Here is a 14,972-nt window from a genome sequence, read left to right on the forward strand (position 1 = left end):
AAAACGGCCTGCGTTTCGCCATCCGCGAAGGCGGCCGCACCGTCGGCGCCGGCGTCGTGTCGAAAATCGTCGAGTAATCGCTCTCGAGATATCAAACGAAAAGGGCGTCCCTCGGGACGCCCTTTTTTGTTTGCATTCCTGCTATGGTCAGCACGCGTTGCGCGGACAGCAATTAATCGTAGGCCGCGTCGACGATGAATTCCACCTTCAGCTCGGCACGCGCCAATTTGGCTTCGCCGCAAGCCCGCGCTGGGGCATGGCCCTTTGGAACCCAGGCATTCCAGACCTCGTTCAATCCGGCAAAATCTTTCATGTCCGCCAGCCAGATCGTCACGCGCAGCATCTTTTCGCGCGATGAGCCAGCCTGTTCGAGAAGGGCGTCAATCTTCTCGAGGCAAATCCGGACTTGTTCCTGAATAGTCTCGCCCTCGGCGACTTGCCCGGTCAGGTAGGCCACGCCGTTGTGTTTCACAATTTTTGAGGACCGTTCGCCGGTGTCGATGCGTTCAATCATGGGGGTATTCTCGTTTTTTGGTGTCGGATACGGTCGTTCATGGTCACAAACCACCCAGTATGGCAAACGGAAACCGTTTGAGTGCGTTTCAGAGAAGTTTAATACGCAGAAAAAACGTGATCAGAAAGCGCGTGGGTCTATCTCGCATTCGTGCCGCCTCGAGTGCTTGTTTTTGCCTCCTTCCGTTCAAACGCGAACGGGCTTTTCCATCCCGGCGCTGAGTGGCCTCGGCGTGGATTGTAGAAGCCGTTGATACCGAAAACAAAATTGCCAGCGCCAACCCCGCAGCCCTTCCGCATGTTCTCTGAAAATCTGCAGGCGATTACTTTCGGCACACAGGCGAAGTATTTGGCCGCGTCAACCGGGGCGGCCTTTTTCTTTTCACAATTGTCAGTATTCTGGCGGTAGACATTCAGATTTTCGATAACATGATAAAATCGTTAACTAAATTCACCGGGTTTTCCCTAGCAGCAATGATCGCAGTCGCTGGCGTAGGGCAGGCCAAGCCTTTGCTTACGAATTCACAGGAAACCTATGTTTCCGCCTGCCTGGATCAGAGTGACACGCCAGAGCGTATCATCGAAATCTGCCAACACGGGCTGGGTGGTGTCGGTGCGTCTGATCGGCAGCGTATTGAGATGTTGGATAAGCTGGCATGGGCCTATTATGATCTCGATGATATGGATCAGGCCGATGACGCGTTTGCCGAAATTCTGGCCTTGAATCCCGATGCCGAGCTTGGGCTGCAGGGGCGAGCGTGGGTGCATTACAATCGCGATGATTACGCGGCTGCGAGTGCGTTGTTTAGGCAAGCCGTATCGCGCAAGCCTAATGCAAGCAACATGGCTGGTCTGGCCGCCAGCGCGCGCCGGGCCGGAGAGATGGATTTTGCCGAATTCGAAGAGATGATGCAAACCGCTCTGGCCCTGAACCCCGAATACACTTGGGCGATGCGGGAGCTGGCCTGGAAATTGGTGGACCATCACCGGCAGGACGAAGCACTGAGCTTGTTCAGAACCGCCAGCGAACTGGATCCATATGACCCGTATGCGGAATACGGCGTCGCCTTTCTGTTGTCCGAGCAGAACGATTGGGAAGCCGCGTTTGACCATGTAAGCCGGGCGTTGGAACTGAAACCGGATTTTGTGACCGCACTATCGCGCCGGTCCCTTATCCTGCTGATGCTGGATCGACCCAAGCAGGCATTGAAAGATGCCGAAGCGGTGATTGAGGCCAATCCTGATGACACGGACGGCTATGTGCGAAAGGCGCGGGCGCTGTCAGACTTAGGCCAAAGATCACAGGCGCATGAGGTGTTAGAGCTGGCGGAAAGTCGGGTGGGGCCGGGCAGCTATCTACTTTATTGGCGGGCCAGCCTGTTGGCGGACGACTTCGAGTATGAAGCCGCTCTTTTTCACATTCGACGCAGTGTTGCGCTTGAGGGCGCCGACCGTTTTGACCACCGCCTGCATGCGGATATTGCGTTAGGTCTGGGTTATACGGATGAAGCCCGAGATGCCATTGATCAGGCGCTTGGACTCTTTCCCGATGGAGAGTTTGAGCAGTATACGAATGCGCTGGTGATGCTGGGCGAAGACAGGTTCGATGCAGCAGAAAGCATGTTCGATTCTGCCACTGCCGCCGGTCTGCATCAGGACTTTTTGGGCGATTTTCTGGCCGCTTTGGTGGCCGAGGGACGGTTCATGCAAGCGATCAAGATGCGTGCTCGGTACAAAAACCGCCAACCGGATGCGACAAGTGACGCGCAACGTTCGAACTAGCGCGTCACTTCGAATGCAGTGATATTTACGACGTCGCCGATTCCGCCGCGCTACGCACCGCTTTGATGTTTGCGCCGTAGACGTCCGGGTTATCGACCGAACCGCCCTTGAATACGGCGGAACCTGCGACCAGCACATCCGCACCAGCTGCGGCCACCAACGGGGCGGTCTTGGGGTCGACGCCACCGTCAATCTCGATATGGATCGGGCGGTCTCCGATCATCGACCGCAGCCTGCGAATCTTGCTGGTCATGTCGATGAATTTCTGGCCACCAAAGCCGGGGTTCACTGTCATGACGCAAACCAGATCGGTCAGGTCCAGCAGATGTCCAACCGCGTCGGCCGGAGTGCCGGGGTTCAACGCAACGCCCGCCTTCATGCCAGCGGCGCGAATCGCCTGCAACGTACGGTGGGTATGGGCCCCGGCCTCGACATGTGCAGTCAGGATATCGGCGCCTGCATCCGCGTAGGCCTGAATGTAGGGATCAACCGGCGTGATCATCAGATGCACGTCCATGACCGTTTTGACATGGGGGCGGAACGCTTTGACGGCGGGCGGGCCAAAGGTCAGGTTGGGCACAAAATGGCCGTCCATTACGTCGATATGGACCCAATCCGCCCCCTGGGCTTCGATTGCCTGAATCTCGGCACCGAAATTGGCGAAATCTGCGGACAGGATCGACGGGGCGATCTTGATGCTGCGGTCAAAGCTCATGAATGGCCTCATATGGATAGCGTGTTGGCACAGCGTATAGCGGCGATGCGTGCCAATGGGTAGGCCCTCGGTGCGCAGGGGTGTTTACAAAACTTTCACTGTGCCGACACAAAGCCGTTGAATCCCGCCTGTAGCTGGTCGCCAACACGAATTGGGGGTGGCACGTGCTGCGGATAGAAAAACTGACCAAGCGCTTTGGCGACAACGTGGCCGTTGATGCAGCGACGCTGGATGTAGACAAGCCATGCATGATTGGCATCATCGGGCGGTCCGGCGCGGGCAAGTCGACGTTGTTGCGGATGATCAATCGTCTGACGGATGCAAGCGGCGGCGAGATCCTGTTTCAAGGTCGTGATATCACCAAGCTGAAAGGCCGTGATAAACGCGCATGGCAGGCTGATTGCGCGATGATCTTTCAGCAGTTCAATCTGGTGCCGCGCATGGATGTGGTGTCGAACGTGCTGCATGGCACGTTGAACCGCCACTCGACACTGGCGACCATGTTTAACCTGTTCCCGATGGAAGATATCCACCGTGCGATTGATATTCTGGATCGCCTCGGCATCGCCGCGCACGCGCCCAAACGCGCCGAAGCGCTGTCGGGTGGTCAGCAACAGCGCGTCGCCATCGCGCGCGCCCTGATGCAGGACCCTAAGATCATTCTGGCGGACGAACCCATCGCCTCGCTGGACCCGATGAACGCGCAGGTGGTGATGCAGGCGCTGCGCCGCATCCATGAAGAAGACGGCCGCACCGTCATCGCCAACCTGCATACGCTGGATACCGCCCGCCGCTATTGTGACCGGGTCGTCGGTATGCGCGACGGACGTATCGTTTTCGACGGGTTGCCCGAGCAACTGACAACTGGCGTGGCCCGCGAAATTTACGGCGCCGACGCCAGCTTCTCGGAAGAGGCAACTTCGACCCAGATTGAAACACTCGACGCGACCTCAAAAGCGTTGATGGAAGCCGAGGCGACCATCTAGGCCCAATTCACCCCTTTCATCGACCGGCCGATGAAAGGCCGGCATATCAAACCGGAGAGAGACAGATGAAAAAACTGATTGCCGCCCTGGTGGCCACAACTGCGATAGCCGCGCCAGCCATGGCGCAAGATATTTCCGAATTCCGCATTGGTATTCTGGGCGGAGAAAACGCACAGGACCGTCTGAGCAAGCAGGAATGCCTGCGCGAGCAGACCCAGGAATTGCTGGGTGTTGAAACCAAACTGTTTGCACCGGCGGACTATAACGGCGTCATTCAAGGGCTGCTTGGCGGCACTATCGACATGGCTTGGCTGGGTGCATCAGGGTACGCCAAAACCTACCTGAGCGATCCTGAGGCGGTCGAGCCTGTTCTGGTCAAAGTCAACACGGATGGTAGCTATGGCTACTATTCGATCGGATTTGCCCGCAAGGATAGTGGCATTGCCTCGTTGGAAGACATGAAGGATAAGACCTTTGGCTTCGGCGACCCCAATTCGACCTCGGGCTTCCTTATCCCGTCGATCGAAATTCCGCAGGCAACCGGTGCAACCATGACCTCGGGTGATTATTTTGGTGAAGTCAAATTCACCGGTGGTCATGAGCAGACCATTGTGGCCGTAAACAACGGTGATGTCGACGGTGGCGTGACATGGGCCGACGGCCTTGGGGACTGGGAAGACGGTTATCAGTCCGGCGCGCTGCGCCGTGCCGTGGATGCCGGTCTGGTCGACATGAACGATCTGGTCGAGATTTGGAAATCCGCTCCGATCCCTGAAGGCCCGTTTGTTCTGCGCACCGAACTGCCTGAGGATGTCAAAATCAAGATGACAGGTATGCTGGCCTCGATGAACTCGATTGATCCGGACTGCATGTACAACGTTCTGGGCGGTGAATCCAAAGGCCTTATGCCGATCACCCACGACGCCTACGAAATCATCATCGAAGCGCGCAAGCTGAAGTCCAACTAATCTTGCACCTCCAATGATCGGGGTCCGGTGGCAAACCGGACCTCTTTTTTGCCACTCAGGAGCATTCCATGACAGACCTGACTGTAGGGTCCCCCAGTGTCGACCAGATCCGGGCCGACTATTCCGAGATGACACGACGCAAGCGGGTCTATGGTGGTATCCTTCTGATCGTATTCGTGGCGATGATGGCCGCGGGTTTCCGCACTGCCGACGACCGTAATGCCGGTAGCTTTGTCGACGGCTGGCACCGTATCCTCGACTACCCGACCGAGGTTATGTCGGAAGCATGGGAAAAGATCGGTGCGATGCCGGAGAACCTTGTGAAGTTTTTCCCGGCTCTGGTCGAGACACTCAATATCGCTGCGGCCTCGACGCTGATAGGGGCCATCGCCGGGACGTTTCTGGCGCTGATGTCCACGCGTGGTATGGCATTGTGGCCCGCGCTTATCCCGCTGTTTCGTCGCATTGCTGATATCTTTCGCGCGGTGCCTGAAATCGTTATCGCTTTGGTTTTGATCTTTGTGCTGGGCGGTGGTCCGGTGCCCGCAATGATAGCCATTGCCATTCATACGGCGGGTGCGCTTGGCAAGCTTTTCTCGGAAGTGAACGAAAATGCCTCGCTGAAACCGGTCGAAGGGCTGCATTCCGTCGGCGCGAACTGGTCTCAGCGGATGTATCTTGGCGTGATCCCACAGGTTGGACCGAACTATGTCAGCTATGCGCTGCTTCGGTTCGAGATCAACATTCGCGCCTCGGCCATTCTGGGTTTTGTTGGCGCCGGCGGGCTGGGATATGAGCTGCGCAACGCGATGTCCTGGGGGCAGGGGCGATATGACGAAGCTGCCGCCATCTTCCTTCTGCTGTTCGCCACGATTGTTGTTGTCGATCAGATATCGGGTCTGCTGCGTGAGCGCCTGACCCACGGTTCCGAGAAAGGAGCACGGGCATGAGCACTTTTGCCACCGACCTGACCGCCGATGAGTTGAAGGCTGAGGCTGCCCGTTTGTTCAACCGCAAACGGCTGACCAACTTTGGATTGCCCGCGCTTGTTTTTGTCTATCTGATTTACGTGTTCTTTGCTTTCGACGTGTCTGGAATGGCCGAGCGTGCGAACTGGGAGAACGGCAAAACGCTGATTGCAGACAGCTACAGCTACAAAACGCATGTTTCGCGTGACAATCGCACCGGTGAGGTTTCCACCGCCATCGAAGGTGAACGCAAGGGTCGCTACCCCGACGGTGAGGCTCCGGGCTGGGTGAGTTTAGGCGAGACTACGGTCATTGATCTGGAAGACGGCCACATCGTCCGCTTTGGCCCCGAGACAGTGGAATACGATATCCCCGGCTATGGCACCGTCCGCGCGACACCGACCCGTTCTGCAGGTGTTCAGGCTGAACTGCCCGCGGGCGAGGTGCCGGATTGGATCAACGTCTCAAAAAACCGCATGGCGATTACAACGGATGCGGGGCGCCTGACCGTGACCCGCAACCGGTCCGAGGTCTTCCGCTATTTCAATGGGTGGGAGCTGTTCTGGTTCACGCTTGATAGCCCTTACTATGGTAAGTCGTTCCCTGAATTGGCCGGTCTGGCTGCGCAAGGCGAGGCCAGAGCGATCTTGAATGACTTCTGGACCAACAAGATGTGGCGGCATCAGGATGTTGTCTGGGCCATTTTTGAAACCATCCTGATGGCATTTCTCGGCACGTTAGGCGCAGGTATGATCGCATTGCCTTTGGCGTTTCTCGCCACGCGAAATTTCAACCCGCTCAAATCCGTCCGGTTTCTGACACGGCGTGTGTTCGACTTTGTGCGCGGTGTGGACGCGCTGATCTGGACGGTTGTGTTGGCGCGTGCCTTTGGACCTGGTCCACTCACCGGCGCGCTGGCCATTCTGGTGACCGATACCGGCACCTTTGGCAAGATCTTCTCGGAAGCGCTGGAAAATGTGGACCAGAAACAGATCGAGGGCGTGCAGTCCACAGGGGCCAATGCACCGCAACGCTATCGTTATGGTGTGATCCCACAGGTGACGCCGGTGCTGCTAAGTCAGTTGCTCTACTTCCTTGAATCAAACACCCGCAGCGCCACGGTGATCGGTGCGATCACCGGCGGTGGCATCGGTCTGTTGCTGACGCAAGCGATCATCACCCAGAAGGATTGGGAAGAGGTCGCCTATTACATCGTTCTGATCATCCTGATGGTGATGCTGATGGACTGGTTCTCGGGCTGGCTGCGCCGACGGCTTATCCAGGGAGAGACAAGCAAGATACGCAAAGCACGGGACACAAAGGCAAAGTCATTCTTTTTGCCGTGACTCATGACCAAGAACCACAAAACCATGGCACGACTGCGTTCTGACCAACCGTTTATCCATCCTGATTGCCAAATCTCGGGTAGTTCCTTCGGTGAATTTGTCGAAATTGGTGCGGCAAGCCGCGTTGTGAATTCAGTCTTCGGTGACTATTCGTATTGCGACCGGACCTGTGACGTTGCCAATGCCGAGATCGGGAAGTTCGCCAATATCGCCAGTTTCACTCGGATCGGCGCAACGGATCATCCGATGGAAAAGGCATCATTGCATCACTTCCTGTATCGCTCGGCAGATTACTGGGATGATGCCGAGGATGATGCGGATTGGTTCAATCATCGCGCCAGTCGCGTCGCCCGGATCGGCCATGATACCTGGATTGGGCATGCGGCAATTATCAAACCTGAAGTGACCATCGGGCACGGTGCGGTGGTTGCCTCGGGGTCTGTCGTCACCAAGGATGTCGCGCCTTACACAATTGTAGGCGGTGTGACGGCCAAACCGATCCGCAACCGTTATCCGGTTGGCGTGGCCGAGCGGATGATGGATTTGGCGTGGTGGGATTGGGACAATGACCGTCTGCGCGCGGCCCTGCCGGATTTCCGAACATTGAGCGCCGAGGCTTTCCTGGAAAAATACGAACCGATTTGAATAGGCAAGAGCTGAAATCTCCCGCGCCTGCACTTGCATCGGCTTTGCAGATATAGGCTGGCGGCCTTGGGCATAGCGCCGCGTTTTACGCGGCGCTATGCCCAACGGGATATGACCACCGTCAGGAGGTCGAAGACGGGCGGGAGGGCGCTGCGGCCTAGTCCTCGTTCAGGGTCAGGGTGACCCGATCTCCGGCAAATACGGTTCGCCCGAATTCAACCGGCAGACCATTGGGATCTGCGTTTATGCCGACGGAATACAGAACAGGCGCACCTTCGGTCAGTCGCAGGTGCAGGGCCTGTGTTGCCGTCGCCGCGCGCGCAGTCAGGCGCGTCGAGACGCGGGTATAGTCCTTAACACCGCAGTGCTGCAAAGCTTTCGTTACTGATTGTGTTTCGGACAGCGCCTCAAGAATGCCGGGCAAGCGGTCCGCGGGAAAGACACTTTGGAATAGCCCGATCGGCTGCCCATCCGCCAGAGACAGCCCATCATAAACGTGCACCTGATCGCCTGAAGCGATCTCCAGGGCCTCTGCTTCTGTTTCATCTGCGGCGCGCGTTGTGAGTGTCAGGATCTTTTTGCCGGGGATTTTACCGCTGGCCGAGATGCTCTTGTGGTATCGGACGCGCTTGCCGATGGCATAATCGGTCGGACGTGCCGCCACAAAGACACCGGCGCCGCGACGGGCATGCACCAGACCTTGGTCTGCCAGATCCGACAGTGCACGCCGTACCGTGTGGCGGTTGACCCCGTGTTTTGCTGCCAGTTGTGCCTCGGTCGGCAGGCGGTCGCCGGTGTCGTACCGACCCTCTGCAATGTCCGATGTCAGATTCAGCGCGATGCCTTTCCAGACGGGTGTTTTTCTCATGTCACCAAAACTTCACAAGGTTGCGGATTGCCAGATGTGGTGGCGGGATGTAATATTTGTCTAGTTGTATAGTTCAGATAGACAACCCGGCCAAGAGGCTTTGATGGCAGATCAAACAAATATTTCGAATGCGGCGCGGCAGGATTGGATGAGCCTGTTGGCGCGGGCACCTGAAGGCGCATTGATGAAGCTTTGGGGTGGCTACGAAGACCGCCCGGACTTTGAATGGCTGCGCAGCCCCGAAGTAGGCGGTGTCATGATGCGCGGGCGCACGGGTGGCACGGGTGCCCGGTTCAATCTTGGCGAAATGACCGTCACGCGGTGTTCGCTGGTGTTGCAGGACGGAACGATTGGGCATGGATACGTGCAGGGCCGGTCCAAGCCCAAGGCCGAAACGGCCGCCTTGATTGATGCGCTGATGCAGACCCCTGCTGCGGATGCGATCCAGGATCAGGTGATTGCGCCGCTCAAAAAGCAGATGCAAGCCGCCAGAACAGACCGCGCTGCCAAAGCCGCCGCGACAAAGGTCGAGTTCTTCACATTGGTAAGGGGAGAAGATTGATGACGGCACAGCTTCAGTATTCCGGTGGATTTCAGAACGCACCAGTGCAGGCTGCACATGCGTTCCGTGCCGCGATGACCGTGATGGCCCGGCCCGGCGAAATCCGTGAATTGAAAGGCGTGCAGCCGCCGAAACCCTTGTCGATCGCAGCAGGAACGCTTTTGCTGACGTTGTGTGACCCCGAGACAAAGGTCCATCTGGCTGGCACTTTCAACACCGATGCGGTGCGCGCATGGCTAACCTTTCACACTGGAGCGCCCCTGTCACAGGCAGCTGACGCGGATTTTGCTGTTGGGACATGGACCCAGCTTGGGCCGTTGGGCACATACCGCATCGGAACAGCAGAGTACCCGGATCGCTCGACCACCTTGATTGTTGAATGTGACGCGCTGCAACAGGCGGGTGTCACACTGAGCGGCCCGGGAATCAAAGACACCGCGTGCCTGTCCTTGCCGGATGATTCGGCGTTGCAGGCCAACGCAGCTCTGTACCCGCTTGGATGTGATTTCTTTTTCACGTGCGGTGACCGGGTTGCGGCCCTGCCTCGCAGTACTCAGATCAGCACGGAGACCTAAGCTATGTATGTTGCAGTCAAGGGTGGCGAAAAAGCCATCGAAAACGCGCATTCTTGGTTGGCAGAAGAGCGGCGCGGCGCATCCGACATTGCCGAACTGAGTATCGCCCAAATCCGCGAACAGCTGAGCCTTGCGGTCAACCGGGTGATGGCCGAGGGGTCCCTTTACGACCCCGATCTGGCAGCCTTGGCAATCAAACAGTCGCGCGGCGATCTGATCGAGGCGATCTTTCTTATCCGAGCCTACCGGACGACATTGCCGCGATTTGGCTATTCGAACCCGGTTAAGACTGATGAGATGGCGTGTGATCGCCGGATTTCGGCCACGTTCAAGGATGCGCCGGGCGGGCAGGTGCTGGGGCCAACCTTTGATTACACGCACCGCTTGTTGGACTTCAAATTGGCCGCCGAAGGCGAGGTTCCGGCTGCGCCTACGGCGCAACCCCGCACCGAGGCGACGCCCCATATCACTGAATTCCTTAAGGGTGAGGACATCATTCAGGATGAACCCGTGAGTGACACCAACCCGGGTGATCTGACCCGCGAACCGATGGAATTTCCGTCGAACCGCCCCCTGCGTCTGCAATCCCTGACCCGCGGGGATGAGGGGTTTGTGCTGGGCATGGCCTATTCAACCCAACGTGGCTACGCCCGTAACCATGCATTCGTCGGTGAGTTGCGGATCGGCAAGGTCTCGGTCGAAATGGAGATCCCGGAACTGGGTTTCGCCATCGACATCGGCGATATCGAGCTGACCGAATGCGAGACGGTGAACCAGTTCAAAGGGTCCAAGACTGAACCGCCGCAATTCACCCGTGGCTATGGTTTGGTTTTTGGTCAGTCTGAACGGAAGTCCATTGCGATGGCCTTGGTGGACCGCGCATTGCGTTGGGAAGAGTTGGGCGAAGATAATCTGGGTGCCCCCGCGCAAGATGAGGAATTCGTCTTAAGCCACGCGGACAGCATTCAGGCGACCGGGTTCCTCGAACATATCAAGCTGCCGCATTACGTAGACTTCCAGTCCGAGTTGGAACTGGTCCGCAAACTGCGCCGTGAAGCCGAAGAGCGGATCACGCCAAAAGAGGCTGCAGAATGATGGCCGCCGTGTTCGATATCGGTGATCTGTCGCTCGACTGGCCGCCCCACGCACGGGTCAAGGCGTTGGCGGTCGAGCATTGTGTAAGGGGTCGCTAATGAGCTGGACTGCGTTTGCATCCCCACTGGGGCACACCAGGATGACGAACTGCCAAACCCGCCTTACGGGCGTCGCAGGTTTCTATGGGGCGGCGAGTCCGTGCGCGCGCCAACCGAACTCCATTCTCCAATTGAATCCCGCTTTTGCGCACGACGTCGTCGCTTCGCATGACGAGAGTGAAAGAAAAGATACACCAATAGCGCCAATAACAGTGCGCCCAACAGAAATACGTCCACAAAAACACCAAAAACAAAGTGATACATCAAAATGAATGAGTATAACTTCGCATATTTGGACGAACAAACCAAGCGAATGATCCGACGCGCCATTCTGAAAGGTCTGGCTGTGCCCGGTTATCAGGTGCCATTTGCCAGCCGCGAGATGCCGATGCCATATGGCTGGGGCACCGGTGGGGTGCAGGTTTCAGCCGCTACATTGACACCCGAGGACACGTTTAAAGTGATCGATCAGGGTGCCGATGACACCACCAATGCTGTGTCGATCCGAAAGTTCTTTGAGAACACGGCAGGTGTGGAAACGACCGAGGAAACCGAAAAGGCCACAGTCATCCAGACCCGCCACCGCATCCCCGAGGCGAAGCTGCGCGAGGATCAGATTATCGTCTATCAGGTGCCGATCCCCGAACCTCTGCGCTTTCTGGAGCCGCGTGAGACCGAGACACGCAAGATGCACAGCCTTGAAGAATATGGGCTGATGCATGTGAAGCTGTACGAGGACATCAGCCAGCACGGGGCGATTTCGACCGCGTATGCCTATCCGGTGAAAGTGTCGGACCGCTATGTGATGGATCCGTCGCCGATCCCGAAATTCGACAACCCAAAACTTGAGATGGACGCGATCCAGCTGTTTGGTGCGGGACGTGAACAGCGGATTTACGCGGTTCCGCCGCATACCAAGGTCGTCAGTCTGGATTTCGAGGATTACCCGTTTGAGGCCACCAAAGCCGATCACCCATGCGATCTTTGTGGGGCAGAGGATAGCTATCTCGACGAAGTGATCATGGATGATGCAGGCAACCGGATGTTCGTCTGTTCCGACACCGATTATTGCCGGTCACGCCGCGAAGCGGGCCACAAGGGCCGACTGGCCGAGGAGAATGCGGCATGACCCCCTTATTGCAGGTCAAAAGCATCGAAAAGCGCTATGGCGCGCGGATCGGGTGCTCGGATGTGAGTTTTGATCTCTTCCCCGGAGAAGTAATGGGGATCGTGGGTGAAAGCGGATCGGGCAAGTCGACGCTGTTGAATTGCATGGCCGGTCACCTTGAGCCCGACGCCGGACAGGTGATCTTTAACACTCGCACCGATGGTCCGGTGGATACAGTCACCATGTCCGAACCGGAACGTCGGATGCTGAGCCGTACGGACTGGGCCTTTGTGCATCAGCATGCGCGCGACGGCTTGCGGATGTCGGTCAGTGCTGGCGGCAATATCGGTGAGCGTCTGATGGCGGTGGGGGATCGTCACTATGGCGACATCCGGGACCGTGCGATCGACTGGCTGGGCCGGGTTGAGATTGAGGAATCTCGTGTGGATGACCGTCCGTCGGCCTTTTCTGGCGGGATGCAGCAGAGGTTGCAGATCGCCCGCAATCTGGTCACAGGGCCGCGCCTGGTGTTCATGGATGAACCGACCGGCGGACTGGATGTTTCCGTTCAGGCGCGTCTGCTGGATCTGCTGCGCGGGTTGGTGCGTGAGATGGGGTTGAGCGCGATCATCGTCACCCATGACCTCGCCGTCGTACGCCTGCTGGCGGATCGACTGATGGTGATGAAAAGCGGTCAAGTGGTTGAGGCCGGGTTGACCGATCAGGTTCTGGACGATCCGCAACATGCCTACACGCAGTTGCTCGTGTCCAGCGTTCTGCAGGTTTGAGTATTTGGAAAAAGATGAAGTGCTATGATTGAGCTTATCAATGTCAGCAAAAGCTTTACTCTGCACAATCAGGGTAGTGCCGTAATTCCGGTGATGCAGGGTGCATCTCTGAATGTCGCCGCAGGTGAATGCGTCGCCCTGACCGGGGCTTCAGGCGCAGGGAAATCAACACTGATGCGGGTGGTCTATGGAAATTATCTGGCCGCATCAGGCCGGGTCCTTGTCGGTGGTCTGGACGTCGCCAAGGCCGAACCGCGCGAAATTCTGACTTTGCGGCGCGAGACGCTCGGCTATGTCAGTCAGTTCTTGCGTGTGGTCCCCAGAGTGCCGACGCTTGAGGTGGTGGCCGAGCCGCTGTTGGCCGTTGGCTGCGACAAGCAAGCGGCGCTGGACAAGGCGGCGGGTTTGTTGCGGCGGTTGAACATTCCCGAAAGGCTATGGAGCCTGAGCCCGACCACTTTTTCGGGTGGTGAGCAGCAGCGGGTGAACATCGCACGTGGATTTGCGCATGATTACCCTGCAATGCTGTTGGATGAACCGACGGCCTCACTGGATGCGCAAAATCGCGAAACGGTGCTGTCTTTGATCGAAGAGGCCAAAGAACGCGGCGCGGCGATTGTTGGCATTTTCCACGATATCGAAGCGCGCAACCGGGTCTGTGATCGCGAGATCAACGTGTCTGAATTCACCCCGGGGATGGTCGCGTGAGCCTTGCGCCGGTCATAGCCGTTGTTGGTCCGTCAGGTGTCGGCAAAGACAGCGTCATGGAGGCGTTGGTCGCGGCGTCGTCAGGTATCCTGCGGGTTCGCCGGGTGATAACCCGCCCCGAAGGCGAAGAAGGCGAAGATTTTGATCGCGTGTCGATTGAAATCTTCGAGCAGATGGTGCTGGACGGAGCCTTTGCGTTGCACTGGAGCGCGCATGGGCTGCACTACGGCATCCCGATTGAAATCGAAGACCAACGGCAAACGGCGAATGCGCTGTTGGTCAATCTGTCCCGTTCGGTTTTGTTGAACGCGCAGGTGGTTTTTGGCGACCTGATCGTGATTTCGCTGACAGCGGACCCTGAGGTGTTGGCGCAGCGCCTCTTTGCGCGCGGGCGGGAAAGCGCCTCTGATCAGGCGCGTCGTCTGGGACGGGCTGGCACGCCCCTGCCGGACGGGCTGAACCGCGTGATCGAAGTTGATAATTCCGGGCCGCTGGAAGTCACGATTGATGCGATCCTTGCCGGGCTTCAACCGGAAAGGGCGTAGCGATGGATCAGATGAAACCTCCCATCTTCGGCTTCGCCCATAAGCGCCAAATCCTTAATCTGAAACGGCGCGGGAAGCAGGGGGACCAGATGGCCCTCCAATGCGACCTGCACGGTTTTCAGCGTGGGTTTGTCCAGTTTTCCGCTGAGGGTGATGTGAAAGCGGAACGTGTCCATCACGTAAGGGTAACCCCAACGCAGCAGGTTGGCGTCCTGTTCCGGCGTCAGTCCCGAGGCACGTCGGCGGTCCAGTTCCGCGGCGGACGCGGGGGCGCGAAAGCTGTCAAGTTCGCGGACGCAAGCCGTTGCCAGCGCGTTCAGAGCGTCGGTATCGCCCAAGGGCCGCAGGGCCAGAAAACGACCCAGCCGGGCGATCTCGAACCCGTCCAGCGTGACGGGCGGTTGCGTTCCGGCCAACCGTTTGCAGGCATCTTGCAAGTCGGTCAGAGATTGCCCCTTGTTCAGGCGAAACGGCGGCTTCAACGTCGCGTGAAGACCGTATTTTCGCGGGACATCGGTCGCGGCTCCGACGTCCACGCCGTTAATGACAGGATGCGCAACTTCAGTTCCAGTATCCATGTCCCAGCCCAACCATTGGGTCGCAAAGATTGTCCATTCGGCCTGAGCCGGTGGCGCAAAATAGATCGCGTATCGCGTGAATGTCACATTGGCCTCCTATGCGTGGCCTTTCCAATTGCTCCAA

At 57.7% G+C, this 14,972-nt stretch carries 18 protein-coding genes; 14 read left to right on the plus strand and 4 right to left on the minus strand.

Annotation, left to right across the window (positions count from 1 at the left end):
* Positions 1 to 77 (plus strand): EF-Tu C-terminal domain-related protein (locus AC2FJF_RS19105; protein ID WP_211198660.1); only part of this gene is annotated, 77 nt, incomplete at its 5' end.
* A gap of 95 nt (positions 78 to 172) precedes the next feature.
* Here AC2FJF_RS19105 and AC2FJF_RS19110 read toward each other — a convergent pair.
* Positions 173 to 514, minus strand: a complete 342-nt coding sequence (locus tag AC2FJF_RS19110; protein WP_282120772.1) for a RidA family protein — start codon at positions 512 to 514, stop codon at positions 173 to 175.
* Between the two features lie 473 nt (positions 515 to 987).
* Here AC2FJF_RS19110 and AC2FJF_RS19115 point away from each other — a divergent pair, with 473 nt between their 5' ends.
* On the plus strand, positions 988 to 2,295 hold the full coding sequence (locus AC2FJF_RS19115) for a tetratricopeptide repeat protein (protein WP_496726758.1): 1,308 nt from the start codon (positions 988 to 990) through the stop codon (positions 2,293 to 2,295).
* 25 nt (positions 2,296 to 2,320) lie between these two features.
* Here AC2FJF_RS19115 and rpe read toward each other — a convergent pair whose 3' ends face one another.
* Positions 2,321 to 3,010: a ribulose-phosphate 3-epimerase gene (gene rpe / locus AC2FJF_RS19120; RefSeq protein WP_496726759.1), complete on the minus strand. Its 690-nt coding sequence runs from the start codon at positions 3,008 to 3,010 to the stop codon at positions 2,321 to 2,323.
* A gap of 164 nt (positions 3,011 to 3,174) precedes the next feature.
* Here rpe and phnC point away from each other — a divergent pair, with 164 nt between their 5' ends.
* The 5 genes from phnC (at position 3,175) to AC2FJF_RS19145 (ending at position 7,923) form a co-directional block, all read left to right on the plus strand.
* Positions 3,175 to 3,996, plus strand: a complete 822-nt coding sequence (phnC, locus tag AC2FJF_RS19125; protein WP_496726760.1) for a phosphonate ABC transporter ATP-binding protein — start codon at positions 3,175 to 3,177, stop codon at positions 3,994 to 3,996.
* Positions 3,997 to 4,061: 65 nt separating this feature from the next.
* A complete protein-coding gene (phnD, locus tag AC2FJF_RS19130) occupies positions 4,062 to 4,964 on the plus strand; it encodes a phosphonate ABC transporter substrate-binding protein (RefSeq protein ID WP_496726761.1) in 903 nt (300 codons plus the stop codon).
* A 68-nt stretch (positions 4,965 to 5,032) separates the two neighbouring features.
* Positions 5,033 to 5,914, plus strand: a complete 882-nt coding sequence (phnE, locus tag AC2FJF_RS19135; RefSeq protein WP_496726762.1) for a phosphonate ABC transporter, permease protein PhnE — start codon at positions 5,033 to 5,035, stop codon at positions 5,912 to 5,914.
* The gene (gene phnE, locus AC2FJF_RS19140; RefSeq protein ID WP_496726763.1) at positions 5,911 to 7,278 is read left to right on the plus strand and encodes a phosphonate ABC transporter, permease protein PhnE; all 1,368 of its coding nucleotides are present in this window, start codon (positions 5,911 to 5,913) and stop codon (positions 7,276 to 7,278) included. Before phnE (AC2FJF_RS19135) ends, phnE (AC2FJF_RS19140) begins: the two co-directional genes overlap by 4 nt.
* A 24-nt stretch (positions 7,279 to 7,302) precedes the next feature.
* Positions 7,303 to 7,923: an LbetaH domain-containing protein gene (locus AC2FJF_RS19145; RefSeq protein WP_496726878.1), complete on the plus strand. Its 621-nt coding sequence runs from the start codon at positions 7,303 to 7,305 to the stop codon at positions 7,921 to 7,923.
* A 157-nt stretch (positions 7,924 to 8,080) separates the two neighbouring features.
* Here AC2FJF_RS19145 and phnF read toward each other — a convergent pair whose 3' ends face one another.
* Entirely contained in the window at positions 8,081 to 8,791 is a 711-nt protein-coding gene (gene phnF, locus AC2FJF_RS19150) for a phosphonate metabolism transcriptional regulator PhnF (protein WP_496726764.1), read from the minus strand.
* 103 nt (positions 8,792 to 8,894) lie between these two features.
* Here phnF and phnG point away from each other — a divergent pair, with 103 nt between their 5' ends.
* From phnG to AC2FJF_RS19185, 7 genes are all read left to right on the plus strand, one after another.
* Positions 8,895 to 9,353 (plus strand): phosphonate C-P lyase system protein PhnG, encoded by a 459-nt coding sequence (phnG, locus tag AC2FJF_RS19155; protein ID WP_496726765.1) that lies wholly within the window; start codon positions 8,895 to 8,897, stop codon positions 9,351 to 9,353.
* Positions 9,353 to 9,928 (plus strand): phosphonate C-P lyase system protein PhnH, encoded by a 576-nt coding sequence (gene phnH / locus AC2FJF_RS19160; RefSeq protein WP_496726766.1) that lies wholly within the window; start codon positions 9,353 to 9,355, stop codon positions 9,926 to 9,928. The genes phnG and phnH overlap by 1 nt, the downstream gene beginning before the upstream one ends.
* Before the next feature lie 3 nt (positions 9,929 to 9,931).
* Positions 9,932 to 11,023, plus strand: coding sequence for a carbon-phosphorus lyase complex subunit (locus AC2FJF_RS19165; RefSeq protein ID WP_496726767.1), 1,092 nt, complete (start codon positions 9,932 to 9,934; stop codon positions 11,021 to 11,023).
* A 366-nt stretch (positions 11,024 to 11,389) separates the two neighbouring features.
* Positions 11,390 to 12,250 (plus strand): alpha-D-ribose 1-methylphosphonate 5-phosphate C-P-lyase PhnJ, encoded by an 861-nt coding sequence (locus tag AC2FJF_RS19170; RefSeq protein ID WP_496726768.1) that lies wholly within the window; start codon positions 11,390 to 11,392, stop codon positions 12,248 to 12,250.
* Positions 12,247 to 13,017: a phosphonate C-P lyase system protein PhnK gene (gene phnK / locus AC2FJF_RS19175; protein WP_496726769.1), complete on the plus strand. Its 771-nt coding sequence runs from the start codon at positions 12,247 to 12,249 to the stop codon at positions 13,015 to 13,017. Before AC2FJF_RS19170 ends, phnK begins: the two co-directional genes overlap by 4 nt.
* Before the next feature lie 24 nt (positions 13,018 to 13,041).
* Positions 13,042 to 13,725, plus strand: a complete 684-nt coding sequence (gene phnL / locus AC2FJF_RS19180) for a phosphonate C-P lyase system protein PhnL (protein ID WP_496726770.1) — start codon at positions 13,042 to 13,044, stop codon at positions 13,723 to 13,725.
* A complete protein-coding gene (locus AC2FJF_RS19185; protein ID WP_496726771.1) occupies positions 13,722 to 14,270 on the plus strand; it encodes a ribose 1,5-bisphosphate phosphokinase PhnN in 549 nt (182 codons plus the stop codon). Before phnL ends, AC2FJF_RS19185 begins: the two co-directional genes overlap by 4 nt.
* On the opposite strand, the gene AC2FJF_RS19190 is transcribed toward AC2FJF_RS19185, so the two are convergent.
* Entirely contained in the window at positions 14,252 to 14,935 is a 684-nt protein-coding gene (locus tag AC2FJF_RS19190) for a DUF1045 domain-containing protein (RefSeq protein WP_496726772.1), read from the minus strand. The genes AC2FJF_RS19185 and AC2FJF_RS19190 overlap by 19 nt on opposite strands.
* Positions 14,936 to 14,972: the final 37 nt, after the last annotated feature.

The organism is Ruegeria sp. CDSB013 (assembly GCF_059611165.1).